We start from the raw sequence: 18,970 nt of genomic DNA on the forward strand, positions 1-18,970 counted from the left end.
GATGGCTTGGCCGGAGATTTGGCGGACGGCTTGGCCTTGCGCGGGGCCGTCTTGGCGGGGCCTCGGCCACCCCCTTCGCCATCCGCATAAGGGTTTGAGCCGGATTTGACGGTCAGCCGCACGGGAACCCCCGGCAGGTCGAAGCTCTCGCGGATCGAGTGGATCAGATAGCGCCTGTAGCTGTCAGGCAGCTGGCTGGCGCGGCTGGCGAACAGCACGAAGGTGGGGGGTCTCGCCTTGGTCTGAGCGATGTACTTGGGTTTGACGCGACGACCATTCACCGACGGCGGCGGGTGACGCTGCACGGCCATGGCCAGCCAGTCGTTCAGGTCGCGGGTCTTCACCTTGGTCGACCAGTCCGCATGGGCCTTGAAGACTGCAGGCATCAGCCGGTCCAGGTTGCGGCCCGTCTCGGCCGACAGGGCGATCATGGGCGCGCCCCGAACCTGAGGCAGCTTGCGCGACACCTCTTCCTGCAGCTCCTTGAGCCGGACCTGGGGATCCTCCACCAGATCCCATTTGGCCAGGACGAAGACCAAGGCGCGGCCCTCGCGCTCCACCAGGTCGGCGATCTGCAGGTCCTGGATTTCCAGGGGGTGGGTGGCGTCCATCACCAGCAGGACCACCTCGGCAAAGGTGATGGCGCGGATGGTGTCCTGGGTGGAAAGCCGCTCGAGTTTCTCCTGCACCTTGGCCTTGCGGCGCAGGCCTGCGGTGTCCACCAGCCGCACAGCGCGATCGTCCCAGGTCCAGTCCACGGGAATGGCGTCGCGGGTGATGCCGGCCTCGGGCCCCGTGAGCAGGCGATCCTCGCCGATCAGGCGGTTCACCAGGGTGGACTTGCCGGCGTTGGGGCGCCCGACAATGGCCAGACGCACAGGCTTGTCGCCCAGTTCCTCTTCCTCGTCCTCGCCGGCCGAAGGGACCGCGGCCAGAACGGCGGCATAGAGGTCGGCCATGCCTTCGCCGTGCTCCGCCGAAAGGGGCACCGGCTCCCCAAAGCCCAGGCGGAAGGCGTCCATCGTGCCGGCCTCGCCCTGCCGTCCCTCGGCCTTGTTGGCGATCAGGATGACGGGCTTGCTGCTGCGGCGCAGGATTTCACCGAACACCTCGTCCAGGGGCGCGACGCCTTCGCGGGAGTCCATGACGAACAGGGCGAGGTCGGCCTCGGCGATGGCCAGTTCGGTCTGGCGGCGCATACGCGCCTCCAGGCTCTCGTCTGTGACGTCCTCAAAGCCGGCGGTGTCGATCAGCTCGAGATCGATGTCGCCCAGGCGGCCCGTGGCGAAGCGGCGGTCGCGGGTCACGCCCGGCTGGTCATCGACGATGGCCAGCTTGCGACCCGCAAGGCGGTTGAACAGGGTCGACTTGCCTACGTTCGGGCGGCCGACAATGGCGATCTTAAGCGGCATGGCGCTCCCTGGCGCGGCATAGGACCCGGGACGGCGGGGGCCGACCGGGCGGAGTCGAGTTGAATCCTGTCACGTCTGTCCCGTCCTGGGGAGAGGCGAACAGAACAGGCCCCTCCAGCCGGCAAGGCTGAAGGGGCCCGAGAAAATACGTCCGGTCGGACGAAACAGTCAGCCTTAGCGCAACGCCAGCAGCTGCGCCGAATCAGTGACCACATAGATGGTCCCATCCACGGCGATGGGGTCGATCAGGACGGCGGAGCCGACGCTCTGGCGACGCTCCACCGCACCGGTCTTGGCGTCCACGACGGCCAGCTGGCCCTCAGACGAGCCCAGGACGAGCTTGTTGGAGACCAGCAGGGGGCTGGTCCAGATCGGCTTGGCCGCCGGCTGGCCGCCGATACCGAAGAAGCCGCCCGTCTTGCGCGCCGAAACCCCCTCATTGAGGTCGCGGATCCAGTAGACCTGACCGGTCTCCCGCGAGACGCAGATGAGTTCGCCCGACTTGGACACCACATAGACCACGTCGCCCGCGGGCCAGGGGGTGGTGATCGCCACCACCGGCAGGGTCCAGCGCGCCGCGCCCGTGCGCAGATCGATGGCCGAGAAGGCGCCCGAGTGGCTGGCGGCGAACACGTCGCCCCGGTAGATCACCGGTCGACCGACAATGTCGCGGATTTCGGACAGGGCGTTGGTGCGGCTCGCCCGCGAAAGACCCTCGCTCCACAGATCGTTGCCGTTGGCCGCCCGCAGGGCCACCAGTTCGCCGGAGCTGAACGAGGCCACCACGGTGTCGCCCGACACCGCCGGGCTGGAGGCCCCGAGGATGCGCGCGGGCTCCGAGAGCGCCTGATAGGTCCAGCTGGGAATCCCGGTGGCGGTTTCGAAGGTCAGCAGGGTGTTGTCGATGGTCACCGCCATGACGCGGCCGGCGGTCACGGTCGGCGCCGCATGGATCGGCTGCTCGGTGGCCCGACGCCACTCTTCGGCGCCGGAGGCGGCGTCCAGCCGGGCCACGAACCGGTAGCCTGAGGTGACATAGAGCTTGCCGGCCGAATAGGCCACGCCCCCGCCGAAGCCCTCACGCTCATCGCGCCGGGGCGGTTGAAGGTCGCGGGACCAGACAACCTGGCCCGACCGGGCGTCGATGGCCGACACCTGGGCCGAGCCGTCCATGACGAAAACCTTGCCGTCGGCGATCACCGGCGGCGCCGTCACATGATGGCCGCGGCCCGAACCCTGGCCGAAGCCCCGACGCCAGGCGACGTTCAGGCCGACCGACCCTTCGACGTGCTCCACCGACTGTTCCGGCGAGCCGCCCGGCAGGGGCCAGGCCGCGCGGCTGTAGGGCGTGGGCAGGAAGAAGTCCGCGCCGCGCAGGAGCTCGGAGGGCTCAATCGTCTGGTCGAAGGCGATGATGGAGATGCGCTCGCCCTCGCCCGCGATCTCCTGCGGGCCGTCATCGCGGTCAAACGGATTGAGGCGGTTGATGGTCGAGCAACCGCTGATGGCGACCGAGCCGGCCAGGAGAAGGGCGACCAGCGGAAGGCGGGAAGTCATCATTGGGCGGCGGAACCTTGCTGTTGCGGCGCCGGGGCGGCCGCGTCGTCAGTGGCGGGGGCGGCTTGGTCCAGGGCCATGGCCGCCTTGACGGCCTCGGGCAGGACCTGCGCCGAACCGGATTCGATAAGCGCGCGGGCGGCCTGGGCGCGGCGCCGCGACAGGTCCGAAGCGCCAGGCATCAGCGCGATCACCCCGAAGTCGGCGCGCGCCTCGTCCATCTCGCCCCCCATGATGCGGGCGAAGGCCAGGGCCTCCAGCGCCTGGGCGCGGTAGGGGCGACCTTCCTGCGTCAAGGGCTGCAGCCTCGCCTTCATGTCATCCAGCGACGCCGTATCCAGCAGGGCCAAGGCGGATTTGAGGCGGGCGGCGTCGCCGATCACCTCGTCCGGGGCCCGTTCGGCGGCCTGGTCGAACAGGGCCACGGCGCCGGGGACATCGTCCTCGGACAGCTTCAGCCCGCCCAGCTGCATCAGGGCCAGGGCTCCGTAGCCGTCAGGGGACAGGTCCGCCACCTGGGTGAACAGTTCGGTGGCGCGGGGCAGGTTGTCTTCCTGCACGGCGGCGATGCCCTGATCGTAGAGCTCGGACGCCTCGGCGATCTTGCCGCTGCGCCAACTCGTCCAGCCCCAGGTTCCCAGGGCGATGGCCAGGGCCAGCACAAGGGCTCCGAGCACATAAGGCAGGGCGCGAAGGGCGAGCGTCTTGTAGCGGTCGGCGCGAAGCTGCTCCTCGACCTCTTCAAAAACGTCAGTCACGAATGGGAACTCCGCGCTCAGGCGACGAAAGAGGCGGCGAACCTATAGCGCAAGCCGCCGCGCCGCAACGGCGGCTCTGATGACCGTCCCCATCAGGTTCGCGCCCTATCCGGCCTTGGCGAAATAGGTTTCCCCAGGTCCGGGAAAACGCCTCGCCCTCACATCCTCGGCATAGGCCTGAACCGCCTGGCTGATCTCCCCGCGCAGATCGGCGTAACGGCGCACGAACTTCGGCGTCCAGTCGAACAGGCCCAGCATGTCGTCGGTCACCAGGATCTGCCCGTCGCAGCCGGCGGAGGCGCCGATGCCGATGGTGGGGACCTGGACCGCCTCGGTGATCTCGCGGGCAAGGCCTTCAGCCACGCCCTCCACCACCAGGGAAAAGGCTCCGGCCTCCGCCGTGGCCTTGGCCTCGGCCAGGATGCGGGCCCGTTCGTCCTCGCCCTTGCCCTTGGCGCGGAAACCGCCGTCCACCAGCACCGCCTGCGGCCGCAACCCGACATGTCCCATCACCGGAATGCCGCGCCGCACCAGGAAGTCGATGGTGTCCACCACCGCCGACCCCGCCTCGACCTTCACCGCCTGGGCGCCGGTCTCCTTCATCACCCGGGCCGCATTGGCGTAGGCTTCCTCCGGAGAGCCCTCGTAGGAGCCGAAGGGCATGTCGACCACCACCATGGCCCGCCGCGAGCCGCGCATGACGGCCTGGCCATGCAGGATCATCATATCCAGGGTCACGCCCACCGTGTTGGGGAGGCCATGCACCACCATCCCCACCGAATCGCCCACGAGCAGCAGGTCGCAGGCCTCGTCCAGCAGCTCGGCCATGGGCGCGGTGTAGGCGGTGAGGCAGACGACGGGCGTCTGGCCCTTGCGAGCGGCGATGTCCGGGGCGGTAAGGCGGCGGACCGTCTCCTGGCGTTGAGCGGACAGGGTCAGAGCTCCTCGATGATGCGGGTCACAGCGAAGCCCAGCGCCAGCAGCGCCAGGCCCGCGGCCACCCAGATGGTTTCGACGCCCGCAGGCCGACTGAACAGCCAGTCCAGCTGCGGGGCGAGTTGGCGCACGCTGGAGGTGACGATCCGGGTCGAGTCCGCCCCGGTGAACTCCGCCCGACCCAGCAGGTTGGACATGATCAGCTGGCTGGCGCCGATGACTCCGCCCACCAGGCCTGCTGCGCCGATGAGCATCCGCCGGGCGGCCCAGCCCCGCTCCAGCCGGCGGGCCACCCGCGCGACGAAGACCTCGTTGTCCGAAATTGGGGGCGTTTCGCGGAACATCCGCTCCAGGGCGCGGTCAAACTCCACCTCAGACATCGCCGCGCCTCCCTTGCCGGTCCAACTCCTGGATGGAGAGCTGCAGCTTCATCCGGTCGAGACCCCGCTTCACGTGGGATTTGACCGTTCCGAGGGGCAGGTTCAAGGCGTCGGCGGCCTCGCTATGGGTCAGGCCGGCCCCATAGCAGAGGCTGACGCAGATGCGCTCAGCCTCCCCCAGCCGTTTCAGGGCCTCGTCGAGATCAAGCCTGGCCGCGGCGTCGGCCGGGCCAGGCGCAGGCGGATCGTCAGCCGCCGATTCCAGCAGGGCGCGGAGCCGGCGGTCGCGCTGGAGCCTGCGGCTGCACAGGCGCGCGGCGATCTTCTTGATCCAGCCCTCGAACGCCCCCTCCCCGCGGAAGTCGGCGATGGATTGAAAGGCCAGGATGAAGGCGTCCTGGGCCAGGTCGTCGGCCTCAGACACCGCCGCCCCCATGCGGCGCATCAGGGCGCGCACGGACGCCCCGTGCCGGCGCACGAGCTCGCCGAAGGCCGCTCGGTCACCTCCGGCTGAAAGCTGCGCCAGTTCCACGTCGTGCAGACTACTGTGCCGATGTCTTTGAACGCCCGTCATGGGCCTGCCCCGATACGCGCGTCGTCAGTCGCGGCCCCGGCCGATGAAAGACATGATCACAAAGGCCAGGCCGATAAAGCCCGGGAAGGCGGCGATGCCCAGGAAGATGTAGGTGGCGTCCGGCTCCTCGAACCCGACGGCCCAACCGAAGGCCGCGAGACCAACGGCGACGCCCAGCCAGATGATGCCCGTGCGCAGGTCGCGTTCCGGCGACGGCTTGGGCTTGACCTTCACATCCTGCGTCAGGGCCGCGATCAGCTCCGGCGGCAACTGCTGGCCCTTGTCGTAGGCCGCCTGGATGGTGCGGTGCAGGTTCTCGCGCTCCTTCGCCTTCAGCCAGCGCGGAATGACGACGATGGCCACCACAGCGCTGAAGATGACGAGGGTGTGCATGACGCCGGAGATGATCCCGGCGATGGCGACGTCCATGAGGTTCTTCCTCTCCTTTGGGGCCCGTTGGCGCCCCGTCAGATCATAAGGGGCGCGCACGCGCCAAGACAGATGCAAGCCAGGGCATGAAATCTTGGTCATGAATCAGCGGTCGGGCAGGCGCACGGGGTCTGCGCGACTGCGTCCCGCAGTCGCGTATTTTTTCGTCATCGGGTCCGTGCGGGAACGAATTGCGCCGACCTAGGCCGGCCGCGCGTTTACACGCCGTTTTTTGTGTGCTCGCCTGCCATTGCCTGCTGCTTTTCCAACTTTTGGCAGGCTTTCAGTTGGAATTCCTGCGCTCAACTCGCTCAAAGAGCGCATCGGCCTCGCGGCTCATCCTGCCGTATCGGCCAGCGCAGGGATCCAGGGACCGAAGGACTGGGGGAATATGATCACCGCCGCACGCCGCACGAAAACACTGGCCGCACTTCTGCTCGCCACCGCGCTTTGGGCGCCCATGGCCGCTCAGGCCGAGGCGCCGCCAGAGATGAAGGCCGCCGCCGCCGCTGGCGTCGAAGCCCGGACCAAGCTGGTTCAGGAGATGGTCGATTCCATCTACAGCTTCGCCGAGCCAGGTTTCCAGGAGCATCGCACCTCGGCCTACATCACCGGCATTCTTGAGCAGAACGGGTTCAAGATCGAGCGCGGCGTCGCGGGCATCCCCACGGCCTGGACCGCCACCTGGGGCTCCGGCGGCCCGAAGATCGCGCTCGGCAGCGATATCGACGCGCTTCTGGGCCTGTCCCAGGTGCCCGGCTCACCCGAAATCAAGCCGCAAATCGAGGGCGCGCCCGGCCACGGGGAGGGCCACAATTCCGGCATGCCGCTCATCGTCGTCGCCGCCCTGGCCGCCAAGGAGGTGATGGAGCAGAACAACATCCCCGGAACCCTGATGATCTGGCCCGGGGTGGCCGAAGAACTGCTGGCCACCAAGGCCTTCTTCGTCCGCGCCGGCATGTTCAAGGACGTGGACGCCAGCATCTTCACCCATGTGAGCCGCGACCTGGGCACAGGTTGGGGGCCGATGGGCAACAACGGCATGGTGTCGGTGGAATACACCTTCACCGGCAAGACCTCTCACGCCGCCGGCGCGCCCTGGGCCGGGCGCAGCGCGCTCGACGCGGTGGAACTGATGAACATGGCCTGGAACATGCGGCGGGAGCACCTGCCGGTGACCCAGCGCTCCCACTATGTGATCACCGATGGCGGCGGTCAGCCCAACATCGTCCCCGGGAAGGCCAGCGTCTGGTACTATTTCCGGGAGCAGGAATTCTCCAGCATCCGCGGCCTGTACGAGATCGGCAACCGGATCTCCGAAGCCGCCGCCATGGCCACCGACACCCAGGTGGAGCGCAAGGTCCTGGGCTACGCCGCCCCCAACTACGGCAACAAGCCCCTGGCCGAAGCCGCCTACGCCAATATCCGCGCCGTCGGCATGCCGGAATGGACGGAGGCCGATCAGGCCTTCGCCCGGGCGGTGCAGGAAGCCAACCATCTTCGCATCGAACCGCTGGCGACCACGGTCGGGGACCTGTCCACACCGGAGAACCGCGGCGCCTCCATGGGCGGGGGATCCGATGACATCGGCGACATCATGTGGAATGTGCCCACCATCACGGTGCGCTTCCCGTCCAACATTCCCAACACCATCGGCCACCACGTGACCGCCGCCATCGCCATGGCGACGCCGATCGCCCACAAGGGCGTCGTGGTGGGGGCCAAGGCCGTCGCCATGACCATCCTGGACATCGCCACCACGCCCAGCCTGGTGGCCGAGGCCAAGGACTACTTCCAGAACGTCCAACTCCGCGACCAGAAGTATGATCCGGTCCTGGCCCCCACCGACATGCCGGCCATCCACCTGAACGAGGACATCATGGCGCGCATGCGGCCCAAGATGGAGCCGCTCTATTACGACCCGACCCGCTACGCGACCTATCTCGACCAACTTGGGATCGCCTACCCCAACCTTCCGGCGAAGAAGTAGTCCCAAGCGGCGCCCTGCGTATCCCCTTGCGCAGGGCGCCGGCCCGTTCAGCGTCCGCTGTCCACATCCTCGAACACGATGGGCGGCGTGGTGCGGTGGGTCACCTCGCGGATCACGAAGCTGCTTCGGATCCTGGACACATGGGGAAGCTTTGAAAGTTCCCGCCGGTAAACCCGGTCATAGTCCTCAAATGACTCGACGTTGAGCATGATGAGGAAGTCGGTATCACCGGATACGAACCCGCAGTAGGATACCGAAGGACACTTGACCACTTCGCGTTCAAATTCATTCAGAACGCCTTCGGCCTGAGAGCTAAGTTCGATCGCGACGAATACCACCACGCTGAACCCCAGCATTGGCAGGTTCAGGTCCGCGGAGTAACTCCGCACCGCCCCCCTATCTTCCAATATCTTTCGTCTGCGGGCCACCGCCGTGCTCGACAGGCTGATTTTCTCGGCCAGCAAGACATCGGAAATCCGACCATCGGCCGACAGCTCCTTCAATATTTGGAAATCAATCGCGTCGAGGCCAACATGTTCGAATTTCGACATGAGTTCCCTTTTTCGTTGCGCAATTCGGCGGCACTTTCTCTTTTTTCATAAGAGACCCCTCAATTGGGCGCCGGCAAGGGTGGAATTGAAACTACGCTGTTATAGCAAGTTAGGCGTTCGAAGGGGGCAGTTCGAGAAGAGCTGCGCGAGGATCGCCGAAACTCGACGCATTGGACATCAAACTGGGGGCAGTCTCCATGTGTGGTCGAACATTCCGAAGCCATTCTTTCCAGCTGGCGCGCGACCGACGCGCCTGGCGACCCTTTCCCTGGCTGTCGCCCTGACTAGGCCCGCCTAGCCAGACCGTAGGGCGCGAAGGCGCCGCTCCTCCCCGAAACACCCGATCCAGACCGCTTCCGACGGTCGGACCCCGTCGCCTGATGCGGCGGCCGGTTCGGCTCGCCCGGTCGCCAGTGGGTCCAGACTTCAGAAACGTCAGAACATGAACAAGCCCGTCTCTCATCTCCGCCGTCGCATCTTCTGCACCGTGAGCGCTGCGGCCCTCGCCGCCTCCGCGGCCCCGGCATTGGCCCAGTCCACCGCGAGCAGTGAACTTCAGGAAGTGGTCGTCACCGGCTCGCGCATCGTGCGCGACGGCTATGACGCCCCAACCCCCGTCAACGTCCTTGGGGTTGAGGAGATTCAGGCCGCCGCTCCGGCCAACATCGCCGATTTCGTCAACACCCTGCCCTCGGTCGCCGGCTCGGCCACGGCCTCCAACTCCTCCGGATCGCTCAGCAACGGCGCGGCCGGCATCAGCGCCCTGAACCTGCGGGCGCTTGGCACGGGGCGGACCCTCGTGCTGTTCGACGGTCAGCGCTCCGTGGTGTCGGCCGCCACCGGCCAGGTGGACACCAACACCTTCCCACAGTCGCTGATCAGCCGCGTGGAAGTGGTGACTGGCGGCGCCTCCTCGGCCTATGGCTCCGACGCCGTCGGCGGGGTGGTCAACTTCATCCTGGACAAGACCTATACCGGCCTGAAGATGACGGCCGAATACGGTGAAACAACTTACGAAGACGGCGAAAACTGGAAGTATAACTTCACGGCCGGCTCGGCCTTCGCCGATGGCCGCGGCCATATCCTGCTCAGCGCCGAAACCGTCAGCCAGACGGGGATCCACGGGGTCAGCCGCGACTGGAACAAGGGCGGCCATTTCGCCATCCGCAATCCCAACACCGCGGCCGGCGCGCCCTTCTACATCGTGGCCGACCAGGTGGGCATCTCGGCCTACACGCCGGGCGGCCTGATCACGGCCGGTCCCCTGCGGGGCACTTATTTCGGGGTCAACGGCCAGGTCAGCCAGCTCGCCTACGGCCAGGTTTCCGGCCAGTGGATGGTCGGCGGCGACTGGGAATACACATCCTCCGGCATGAACGGGACCAACTCCCTCCTGCCCGACGAGAGCCGCGACAGCTACTTCGCTCGGGTGAGCTATGAGGTGAGCCCGTCGCTTTCGGTGTTCGGCCAGGCCTCCTACGCCAAGTATGAAGGCCTGAGCTACTACATCCAGCCGACCCACACGGGCATCACCATCCGCTCGGACAACGCCTTCCTGCCCGCGTCGGTGCGGTCCCAGATGACCGCGCTTGGCCTCACCTCCTTCGTGATGGGCACGTCCAACGCCGACATTCCCTGGTCGGGCAGCCAGAACGTGCGCGAGACCGAGCGCTATGTGGTGGGCGCCGACGGAGACTTCTCCGCCCTTGGCCGCGACTTCAGCTGGGACGCCTACTACCAGCACGGCGTGACCAAGACCCGCGAGGAACTGACCGCCACCTGGAACACCGCCCGCCTGGCGCTGGCCACCGATGCGGTGGTCAATCCCGCCACCGGCCAGATCGTCTGTCGCTCGACCCTGACCAATCCCACCAATGGCTGCGTGCCGCTGAACCGCTTCGGCATCGGGGTCGCGAGCCAGGCGGCGCTCGACTATGTGCTCGGCGAGCCGCTGCGCCTGCAAGAGTTCACCCAGGACGTGGCTGCGGTGAACTTCGCCACCGACCTGCCCGGCTGGGCCGGCCCCATCGACATCGCCTTCGGCGGGGAGTACCGCAAGGAGCAGATGTCCGGCTCGGTGGATCCGCAGTATCGTGACGGCTGGAAGTACGGAAACTACAAAGTCACCACCGGCGAATACGACGTGACCGAAGGTTATGTCGAAGCCCTGGTGCCGATTTTTGACGGCCTCGATTTCAACGGCGCCGTCCGTTACACCCGCTACAGCACGTCCGGCGGCGTCACCACCTGGAAGGCCGGCCTCACCTATTCGCCCATTCCGGACCTGAAGTTCCGCGGCTCCGCCTCTCGGGATATCCGGGCGGCGAACATGAGCGAACTGTTCGACACCGGCACGGCGCGAAGCAATTCGGTCTCCATCGCCGGGGTCTCGACGCCCTTCGTTCAGAACCTCCAGGGCAATCCCAATGTGGCCCCCGAAGTCGCCGACGGCTTCGGCGTCGGCATGGTGGTCGAGCCGCGCTTCCTGCCCGGCTTCGCCGCCTCCATCGACTATTACGACATTCAGGTCGAAGGGGTGATCAGCTTCGTCACCGCCCAGCAGGTGGCCGACTACTGCTATATCAACAATGTCCAGCGCTACTGCAGCCAGCTGAAGTTCACCAATGGTGCGCTCAGCGTCATCGATCTCTTCTATGACAATCTGAACAGCCTGAAGGCCAAGGGTCTGGACATCGAAGCCTCCTACCGCGGCTCGCTGGACACCTTCATTCCCGGCGCGCCGGGCGACTTCAGCATCCGCGCCCAGGCCACCAACTATCTGGAGAACATCACCGACGACGGGGTGACCGCCATCAACCTGGCCGGCTCCAATGTCAGCTCCACCCCGGACTGGGTGTATCGGGTCTCGGCCTTCTACAAGATCGATCCCTGGAGCTTTAACCTCACCGCCAGGGGGGTGAGCGACGGGGTGATCAGCAACGCCTATACCGAGTGTCAGTCGGCCTGCCCGACCCTGACGGCGCCCTACTACACCATCAACGACAACCACATCGACGGGGCGCTCTATTTCGACGTCTCGGCCACCTACGGCTTCGACCTGGGCGACTCCGGCGCGTCCGGCGAGGCCTACATCTCGATCAAGAACCTGTTCAACACCGACCCCGCCCTAACGGCCAACCCGGCCAGCCTGGGGGCGGAAAACACCGTGGCCTATCTGCAAACCAACCGCACGCTCTACGACGTGCTGGGCCGCACCTTCCGGGTGGGCCTGCGCCTGTCCTTCTAGGCGACAGGATCTGCTCGAATGCGAGGAGCGTCGGCCGCAGGGCCGGCGCTCCTTGTCGTTCAGCCCTTGAAGAGCGCCCCATAGACATCGGGCTTGAAGCCCAGCCGGATCTCCTCGCCCGCCACCAGCACCGGACGCTTGATCATTGAGGGCTGAGCGACCATCAGGGCGATGGCCTTCTCCGCGTCGAGGCCGGAGCGCTCGGCCTCCGGGAGCTTGCGAAAGGTCGTCCCGGCGCGGTTCAGCACCGCCTCCCAGCCGACCTTGTCAACCAGGCCGCGAAGCCAGGCGGCGTCCGCCCCTTCAACCTTGTAGTCGTGGAACACGTAATCGACGCCCTGGGCGTCGAGCCAGGTCCGCGCCTTCTTCATCGTGTCGCAGTTGCGGATGCCATAGAGGTGGACGGCCATCGTGATCAGCTCCGAACGGGGCGCAAGGTTCGCGGCGGGATGGCGCTCGACATAGCCCTCTCCCAGCCGGCCGCCAACCGATCACCGGCGGCCAGACGGCCCAGCTTCCGCCCTCATAAGGACAAGGTCGAGGGCGAGATTGCCCTAATGGTTCTCCGCCTTTCCAGACACCGCCATCACACAGCCGTCCTGATCGCAGGATTGGCGGCCCTGTTGGCGGGCGCGCCGGCCCTGGCCCAGGACCTGCCCATCGCTACCGCCCAGACTGGCGCGCCGCCGCCGGCCGCCCAGGACTCGCCGGTGGATCTCAGTTCCCCTGTCGCTCAGCTTCCCCGTCCCGACGCCCAGGCCCACGGCGAATGGGCGCGGGGGATTCTTGAGGGTCGAAGCGTTCCCGAGACGCGTGATACGGCCCGATCAACCCGGTGCGCCGGCGGTCCGCGCCGTCCTACCGGCGAGGTCTGGGCCGGGATCGGCACCCGCGGCTACCGCGAGGTGGGCGGCGTGGTCACCCATCGCATCGGCGAGTGCGGCAGCGCCACGATCGGCGTCAGCCGGACAGAGGGCCGGTTCTAGGCGACCGAGCCCCCTTGACCGTTCCATAACCGACTGATTATGAGTTACTCATAATCATCGAGTTATGACTTTGATCGCGCCTGATCCCTCCCCCATTCTCCGCGCCCTGGCCGACCCTACCCGGCGCGGCCTGTTCGAACATCTGTGTCGTGGGGGAGAGCAGACCGTGGGCGCCCTCACCTCGGAGGCAGGCGTCTCCCAGCCGGCGGTGTCGAAACACCTCGCCCAGCTCAAGGCCGCCGGTCTGGTGAGCGACCGTCAGGCCGGGCGGCAGACCCACTATCAGGCCCGTCCCGAGGCGCTCGCCCCCCTCACGGACTGGACGGTTCAGATGACCGGCTTCTGGACCTCGCGTCTCGACGCTCTGGACAGCCTCCTGTCCCGGATGGACCAATGACCGCGCCAAACCCGCAACTCCGCTCCGTGGTGCTGGAGCGCGATCTGAACCATCCGCCGGCGCGCGTCTGGCGCGCCCTGACCGAGCCCGCCCTGCTGGCTGAGTGGCTGATGGCCACGGACTTCGCGCCAAGCCTGGGGCGCAAGTTCGCCTTCACCGCCGACTGGGGCGAGGTGGCGTGCGAGGTGCTGGAGATCGAACCCGGCCGCACGCTCAGCTACAGTTGGGGGGACGGCGTGCTCGACACCGTCGTCACCTGGACCCTGACCCCCATCCTGGGCGGCGTGCGGCTGCGGATGGAGCAGACCGGATTCCGCCGGGACCAGCCGCGCTATCTGATGGGAGCGACGGCCGGTTGGCCGCGGTTCCTCGATCGACTGGAACAACTCCTGCACGAGGAACCGCAGGCATGACCCTCAATCTGTTCGTCCGCAAACTGCATCGATGGCTGTCACTGGCCTTCACCCTGGCCGTTCTCGCCAACATCGCCGTGATGTTCAGCGGGGCGCAGATCATGTGGGTGGGTTTCCTCGCCCTCGTTCCCCTGATCCCCCTGCTGATCACTGGGGTCTATCTCTTCGCCCTGCCCTATCTCGGGGCCAGGAGGGATGGCGCTATGCGAGAGGCGAATTGACCCAACGACCGAAGCTTCTCTCGGGCGGTAATCCGCAAATCCCCAAAGGCTATGGCGAGGAGCCCGTGAGGGCCTTTATCGCCGCTACGCCGGGCTGGAAGCGTGAGATTATTGAGCGGCTTGACGCCCTGATCAGCGGTGCTGTGCCCGAGGTGCGCAAAGCGGTGAAGTGGAACTCCCCACTCTATGGAGCCAGCGACGAGGGCTGGTTCCTCAGCCTGCATTGTTTCAATCGCTATGTGAAGGTCGCATTCTTTCGCGGGACAAGCCTCAGGCCTCAGCCCCCCGTGAGCTCCAAGACGGCCGAGACCCGATACCTGCACCTCCATGAAGGCGAGGCCATCGACGAGGCAAGGCTCGTCGATTGGGTCTGTCAGGCCAGCCAACTCCCTGGCGAGCGGATGTGACCGCCGTTCTTTGATGCTGCTCAATGCGGACTGGGCCACCTTGAAGGACTGTTCGTCATCGCGGAGGCGGACGATGGCGCGGTTCGGGACCTGGATGGCGGGCGCTTCGGCGGGAGCCGCCATCGCCTATGGCGTACCTCAGCTGATGCAGGTGGCGGGCGTCCTCACAGACCCGTGGGACCGGATCCTGATCTTCGCGCCGTCCCTGGCGCTGGCTCCGCTGTTCGTCCTGGCCATGGCGGCCGCGCATACCGCCACCCCGGGCGAACGTCAGGTCTGGAGCCTGTCGGCCCTGGCGCTGTCCATCCTCTACGCCGCCGATGTCAGCCAGGTTTATGTGGTTCAGCTGGGCTCTATCATCCCGCACGACCTCGCCGGGACAGGCGCTGTGGTGGGTCTGGCCGCCTGCTGTACGCCGGGCATGCCGGCCACCGCCGTCGATCTGCTGGGTTATACCTATATGAGCCTCGCCACCCTCCTGCTCGCCCCGGCCTTCCCGGGCCGCCGCTGGCTGCAGATCAGCCTCGTGGCCAACGGCCTGCTCGCCCCGGCCCTGATCGGCCAGCTGGCCTGGCCCGACCTGATCTATGTGGGCGCGCTGTGGCTCCTTACCTTCCCGGCGGCCATGATCCTGCTGGCGCGGGCGCTCAAGCACGCCCGCCAGATTTAGCCGCCTTTACTCCCACTCGATCGTCCCCGGCGGCTTGGACGTCACGTCATAGACGACCCGGTTGACGCCGCGGACCTCGTTGATGATGCGGGTGGCGGCGCGGCCCAGGACCTCCCAGGGGAATTCGAAGAAGTCCGCGGTCATGCCGTCCGTGGAGGTGACGGCGCGCAGGGCGCAGACGTTTTCATAGGTGCGTGCGTCGCCCATGACGCCCACGGTCTTCACCGGCAGCAGGACGGCGAAGGCCTGCCAGATGGAGTCGTAGAGGCCGGCCTTGCGAATCTCATCCAGATAGATGGCGTCGGCCTGCTGCAGGACCGCCACCTTCTCCGGGGTGATTTCACCGGGGATGCGGATGGCCAGGCCCGGCCCCGGGAAGGGATGGCGGCCCACGAAGGCCGGCGGCAGGCCGAGTTCCACGCCCAGCGCCCGGACCTCGTCCTTGAAGAGCTCGCGCAGGGGCTCCACCAGCTTGAGTTTCATATAGTCCGGCAGGCCGCCCACATTGTGGTGGCTCTTGATGACGGCGGAGGGGCCGCCGCGGGCCGAAACGCTCTCGATCACGTCGGGATAGAGCGTGCCCTGGGCGAGAAATTCCGCCCCCTCGATCTTGCCGGCCTCGCGGTCGAACACGTCGACGAACAGGCGGCCGATGGTCTTGCGCTTGGTCTCGGGATCGGAGACGCCGTCGAGATCGCCCAGGAAGTCCTTCGACGCATCAACGTGGATCAGCGGGATGTTGTAGTGGTCACGGAACATGGTCACGACCTGCTCGGCCTCGTTCAGGCGCAACAGCCCGGTGTCGACGAACACGCAGGTCAGCTGATCACCGATGGCCTCGTGGATCAGGACGGCCGCCACCGAGGAATCCACCCCGCCTGACAGGCCGCAGATCACCTTGCCGTCGCCCACCTGTTCGCGGATGCGCTCCACCATCTCCTGGCGGAAGGCCTTCATGGTCCAGTCGCCGGACAGGCCGGCGATCTTGTGGGTGAAGTTGCGCAGCATCAGGGCGCCGCGGGGGGTGTGGGCCACCTCCGGATGGAACTGGATTCCGTAGAACCGGCGCCCCTCGTCGGCGATGACGGCGTAGGGCGAGCCCTCGGAGGCCGCCACCACGTGGAAGCCCTCGGGGATGGCGGTGATCTTGTCGCCGTGGCTCATCCAGACGGTCTCTTTGGCGCCGACGCCGCCGAAGCCGTCCAGGAGCGGGCTTTCCCGCTCGATCAGAATCTCGGCGCGCCCGAACTCGCGGTGGTGGCCGCTCTCCACCGCCCCGCCCAGATGGGCGCACATGTGCATTTCGCCATAGCAGATGCCCAGGACCGGCACGCCTAGTTCGAACACCTTGGGCGTCACCTTGGGGCTCTCGTCCTCATGGGCGCTGGCCGGGCCGCCGGACAGGATCACCGCCTTCGGCGCAAACGCGTCCAGCATATCCTCGACCTTGTCGAAGGGATGGATCTCGCAATAGACGCCGCTCTCGCGCAGGCGGCGCGCGATCAGCTGGGTCACCTGGCTGCCGAAATCGACGATCAGGACGCGTTCGTGATTGGGCTCGAGGATTTCGGTCATGAAAGCGGGCCTTGCGGGGGGTTTTGGGGGGTCATCGCGCGCGCTCCAGCACGGCGACGAAGAATCCGTCGGTGTCGGCCGAGGCCGGGGTCAGACGCAGATAGCCTTGCGCCGTCAGGAATGGGGTGAGTTCCGGATCGGTGGTGGCGGGTCGCACGGCGAACGTCCCGCCCGTGCGGGCCAGGAAGGCGGCCACGCGGTCTTCGTCCTCCTCCGGAAGCACCGAGCAGGTGACATAGACCAGCCGGCCCCCGACCTTGGCGAAGGCCGCGCCGGCGTCGAGCACCGTGTCCTGATCCACAGTCCGCTTCGCCAGGGCCTCAGGGGTCAGGCGCCATTTGGTGTCAGGGTGTCGCCGCCAGGAGCCGGAGCCCGTGCAGGGGGCGTCGATGAAGACCACGTCCATCCGGCCCTCCAGCCCCTTGAGGGGATCAGGATCCACCGGCGACCGGACCTGCAGGTTGCGCACCCCGGCGCGGTCGCCGCGGCGGATGGTGTCGGTGAGGCGACGGGCGTCGGAGTCGTAGGCGTAGATCTGGCCGGTGTTTCCCATGGCCGCGGCCAGGGCCAGCGTCTTGCCGCCGCCTCCGGCGCAGAGGTCGAGCACCTGCTTGCCCGCCACCTCGCCGGCGCAGGCCGCAGCGATCTGCGAGCCGAGGTCCTGCACTTCAAACCAGCCCTTGGAGAAGGCCGGTATGGTCTCCACCGCGCCGCCGCGCCGGGTCGGATCGGGCGCAGCCAGGCGAATGGCGTCCGCCAGACGCCCGGCGGGTTGGGGATCGAGGGAGGCCAGAGCCTTCAGCGCCCGGGTGGGGTCGCTCTTCAGCCGGTTCACCCGCAGATCGACAGGGGCCCGGCGGGCGAGCGCGGCGCCCTCCTCCGCCCGGCGCTCGCCGAAGGCGCGGGCGAAGCTCTCATCCAGCCAGTCGGCATAGTCGCCGCGAACCGGCGCTGAGGCGTCGTCCAAATCCTGCGGGGCGCGCAGGGCCGACCACTCCGCTTCCGTCAAGGGGCCGGGGCCATGGGGTTCTTCGCCGGCGGTCTCGGCGATCTTCTCCACAGGCCAGCGCCATTCGAAGGCCAGGGCGGCCAGGGCCGCCGCCCGGGGACCCTCGGCGCCCATCCGCCAGGCCAGGGAGCGTCGCTTGCGCAGGACATCCAGCACCAGGCCCGACACCCAGGCGCGGTCCTTGGCGCCGGCGAAACGGGACCGGTCGCCCCAGGCCTTCAAGGCCAGGCGCACGGGACGGTGACGCGTTTCAATCTCGTCCAGAACTTCAATGGCCGCGGCCAGGCGTCCGCCGTCACGCAAAGCTGCGCCTCATAGGAAGATCGCCGTCAGGATGAGACCCAGGCCCACCAGCGAGGCGAACCAGACCAGGCTGCGCACCACCGGGACCCCTGTGGCGTAGAGCGGCGCATAGAGGGCTCGCGCCCCCACATAGAGCACGCTGCCCCATAGGGTCAGCTCGCCCAGCTTCCCGCCGAGATAGGCGACGATCACCAGGACGGCGAAAAGCGGGAAGGTCTCCAGGAAGTTCTTCAGCGCCCGGTCCAGGCGGGCCGCCACCCCTGCGAGGGGGCGCGGCTCGTCCCGGGCGCCGGCGCCCCACTTCAGGCCCTGCTGGGCGCGGGCCGCGGCCGCCGCCCAGCCCAGCTGGACCAGGCCGATGAGGACCGCCCCGGCCAGGAGTTGAAGTTCCAGGGCCATCTGCATGGGCTCAGATCCCGCTCGGATAGTTGGGCGCCTCGCGGGTGATCATCACGTCATGGACATGGCTCTCGCGCAGGCCCGCATTGGTGATGCGGATGAACCGCGCCCGCTGGCTGAAGTCCGCCAGATTGGCCGCGCCCACATAGCCCATGGCCGCCCGCAGGCCGCCGACCATCTGGTGGACGATGGGCGCGATGGGACCCTTATAGGGCACCTGGCCCTCGATCCCTTCGGGCACGAGCTTCAGCGAATCCGACACTTCCTTCTGGAAGTAGCGGTCGGCGGAGCCCCGCGACATGGCCGCCAGCGAGCCCATCCCCCGATAGGCCTTGTAGGACCGGCCCTGGTAGAGGAAGACCTCGCCCGGCGCCTCGTCGCAACCGGCGAAGACCGAGCCCATCATGGCCGCCTGGGCTCCGGCCGCCAGGGCCTTGGCCAGGTCGCCGGAGTACTTGATCCCGCCGTCGGCGATCACCGGCACGTCGCTGCCCTGCGCTGCGCGAACCGCATCCAGCACGGCGGTCAACTGGGGCACGCCCACGCCGGCCACCACGCGGGTGGTGCAGATGGAGCCTGGACCGATGCCCACCTTCACCGCATCGGCGCCGGCGTCGATCAGGGCGCGCGCGCCCTCATAGGTGGCCACATTGCCCGCGATGACCTGGACGCGATTGGACTGGGCCTTCACCCGGCCCACGGCGCGGGCCACGTCGGCGTTGTGGCCGTGGGCGGTGTCGATCACCACCACGTCCA

At 67.3% G+C, this 18,970-nt stretch carries 21 protein-coding genes; 8 read left to right on the forward strand and 13 right to left on the reverse strand.

The features are described from left to right. From der to V7D28_RS02700, 7 genes are all read right to left on the reverse strand, one after another. A partial coding sequence (der, locus tag V7D28_RS02670; RefSeq protein ID WP_333585811.1) for a ribosome biogenesis GTPase Der occupies nucleotides 1–1,412 on the reverse strand: 1,412 nt, incomplete at its 3' end. A 174-nt stretch (nucleotides 1,413–1,586) separates the two neighbouring features. Next, entirely contained in the window at nucleotides 1,587–2,972 is a 1,386-nt protein-coding gene (locus V7D28_RS02675) for a PQQ-like beta-propeller repeat protein (RefSeq protein WP_333585812.1), read from the reverse strand. Then, nucleotides 2,969–3,727, reverse strand: coding sequence for a tetratricopeptide repeat protein (locus V7D28_RS02680; protein WP_333585813.1), 759 nt, complete (start codon nucleotides 3,725–3,727; stop codon nucleotides 2,969–2,971). Before V7D28_RS02680 ends, V7D28_RS02675 begins: the two co-directional genes overlap by 4 nt. 105 nt (nucleotides 3,728–3,832) lie before the next feature. Next, nucleotides 3,833–4,660 carry a 3-methyl-2-oxobutanoate hydroxymethyltransferase gene (panB, locus tag V7D28_RS02685; RefSeq protein WP_333585831.1) on the reverse strand — a complete coding sequence of 276 codons (828 nt, stop codon included), beginning with the start codon at nucleotides 4,658–4,660 and terminating at the stop codon, nucleotides 3,833–3,835. A gap of 2 nt (nucleotides 4,661–4,662) precedes the next feature. Then, a complete protein-coding gene (locus V7D28_RS02690; RefSeq protein WP_333585814.1) occupies nucleotides 4,663–5,043 on the reverse strand; it encodes a hypothetical protein in 381 nt (126 codons plus the stop codon). Beyond that, the gene (locus V7D28_RS02695; protein WP_333585815.1) at nucleotides 5,036–5,617 is read right to left on the reverse strand and encodes an RNA polymerase sigma factor; all 582 of its coding nucleotides are present in this window, start codon (nucleotides 5,615–5,617) and stop codon (nucleotides 5,036–5,038) included. The genes V7D28_RS02690 and V7D28_RS02695 overlap by 8 nt, the downstream gene beginning before the upstream one ends. A 24-nt stretch (nucleotides 5,618–5,641) precedes the next feature. Next, nucleotides 5,642–6,046, reverse strand: a complete 405-nt coding sequence (locus tag V7D28_RS02700) for a DUF6249 domain-containing protein (RefSeq protein ID WP_333585816.1) — start codon at nucleotides 6,044–6,046, stop codon at nucleotides 5,642–5,644. 391 nt (nucleotides 6,047–6,437) lie between these two features. Here V7D28_RS02700 and V7D28_RS02705 point away from each other — a divergent pair, with 391 nt between their 5' ends. Further along, complete coding sequence (locus tag V7D28_RS02705) at nucleotides 6,438–8,036, forward strand: amidohydrolase (RefSeq protein WP_333585817.1); 1,599 nt, start codon at nucleotides 6,438–6,440, stop codon at nucleotides 8,034–8,036. Between the two features lie 47 nt (nucleotides 8,037–8,083). On the opposite strand, the gene V7D28_RS02710 is transcribed toward V7D28_RS02705, so the two are convergent. Continuing rightward, nucleotides 8,084–8,587 carry an Lrp/AsnC family transcriptional regulator gene (locus V7D28_RS02710; protein WP_333585818.1) on the reverse strand — a complete coding sequence of 168 codons (504 nt, stop codon included), beginning with the start codon at nucleotides 8,585–8,587 and terminating at the stop codon, nucleotides 8,084–8,086. 442 nt (nucleotides 8,588–9,029) lie between these two features. Here V7D28_RS02710 and V7D28_RS02715 point away from each other — a divergent pair, with 442 nt between their 5' ends. Continuing rightward, on the forward strand, nucleotides 9,030–11,834 hold the full coding sequence (locus tag V7D28_RS02715; RefSeq protein WP_333585819.1) for a TonB-dependent receptor plug domain-containing protein: 2,805 nt from the start codon (nucleotides 9,030–9,032) through the stop codon (nucleotides 11,832–11,834). A 59-nt stretch (nucleotides 11,835–11,893) separates the two neighbouring features. Here the strand turns inward: V7D28_RS02715 and V7D28_RS02720 are convergent, their stop codons facing one another. Beyond that, entirely contained in the window at nucleotides 11,894–12,244 is a 351-nt protein-coding gene (locus V7D28_RS02720) for an ArsC family reductase (protein ID WP_333585820.1), read from the reverse strand. Between the two features lie 201 nt (nucleotides 12,245–12,445). On the opposite strand from V7D28_RS02720, the gene V7D28_RS02725 reads away from it, so the two are divergent. The 6 genes from V7D28_RS02725 to V7D28_RS02750 all read left to right on the forward strand — a co-directional run bounded on the left by V7D28_RS02725 (nucleotide 12,446) and on the right by V7D28_RS02750 (nucleotide 14,928). Further along, complete coding sequence (locus V7D28_RS02725) at nucleotides 12,446–12,820, forward strand: hypothetical protein (RefSeq protein WP_333585821.1); 375 nt, start codon at nucleotides 12,446–12,448, stop codon at nucleotides 12,818–12,820. 64 nt (nucleotides 12,821–12,884) lie between these two features. After that, entirely contained in the window at nucleotides 12,885–13,217 is a 333-nt protein-coding gene (locus V7D28_RS02730) for an ArsR/SmtB family transcription factor (protein WP_333585822.1), read from the forward strand. After that, nucleotides 13,214–13,630, forward strand: a complete 417-nt coding sequence (locus tag V7D28_RS02735) for an SRPBCC family protein (protein WP_333585823.1) — start codon at nucleotides 13,214–13,216, stop codon at nucleotides 13,628–13,630. Before V7D28_RS02730 ends, V7D28_RS02735 begins: the two co-directional genes overlap by 4 nt. Further along, nucleotides 13,627–13,851 carry a hypothetical protein gene (locus V7D28_RS02740; RefSeq protein WP_333585824.1) on the forward strand — a complete coding sequence of 75 codons (225 nt, stop codon included), beginning with the start codon at nucleotides 13,627–13,629 and terminating at the stop codon, nucleotides 13,849–13,851. Before V7D28_RS02735 ends, V7D28_RS02740 begins: the two co-directional genes overlap by 4 nt. Beyond that, nucleotides 13,848–14,258: a DUF1801 domain-containing protein gene (locus tag V7D28_RS02745; RefSeq protein ID WP_333585825.1), complete on the forward strand. Its 411-nt coding sequence runs from the start codon at nucleotides 13,848–13,850 to the stop codon at nucleotides 14,256–14,258. Before V7D28_RS02740 ends, V7D28_RS02745 begins: the two co-directional genes overlap by 4 nt. Before the next feature lie 73 nt (nucleotides 14,259–14,331). After that, nucleotides 14,332–14,928: a hypothetical protein gene (locus V7D28_RS02750; protein WP_333585826.1), complete on the forward strand. Its 597-nt coding sequence runs from the start codon at nucleotides 14,332–14,334 to the stop codon at nucleotides 14,926–14,928. A gap of 6 nt (nucleotides 14,929–14,934) precedes the next feature. On the opposite strand, the gene guaA is transcribed toward V7D28_RS02750, so the two are convergent. From guaA to guaB, 4 genes are all read right to left on the reverse strand, one after another. Next, nucleotides 14,935–16,503 (reverse strand): glutamine-hydrolyzing GMP synthase, encoded by a 1,569-nt coding sequence (gene guaA, locus V7D28_RS02755; protein ID WP_333585827.1) that lies wholly within the window; start codon nucleotides 16,501–16,503, stop codon nucleotides 14,935–14,937. 31 nt (nucleotides 16,504–16,534) lie between these two features. After that, nucleotides 16,535–17,815: an RsmB/NOP family class I SAM-dependent RNA methyltransferase gene (locus V7D28_RS02760; protein ID WP_333585828.1), complete on the reverse strand. Its 1,281-nt coding sequence runs from the start codon at nucleotides 17,813–17,815 to the stop codon at nucleotides 16,535–16,537. A 9-nt stretch (nucleotides 17,816–17,824) separates the two neighbouring features. After that, nucleotides 17,825–18,220 carry an MAPEG family protein gene (locus V7D28_RS02765; protein ID WP_333585829.1) on the reverse strand — a complete coding sequence of 132 codons (396 nt, stop codon included), beginning with the start codon at nucleotides 18,218–18,220 and terminating at the stop codon, nucleotides 17,825–17,827. Between the two features lie 4 nt (nucleotides 18,221–18,224). Then, a partial coding sequence (guaB, locus tag V7D28_RS02770; protein WP_333585830.1) for an IMP dehydrogenase occupies nucleotides 18,225–18,970 on the reverse strand: 746 nt, incomplete at its 5' end.

Source organism: Phenylobacterium sp., from assembly GCF_036723115.1.
Lineage (GTDB): Bacteria > Pseudomonadota > Alphaproteobacteria > Caulobacterales > Caulobacteraceae > Phenylobacterium.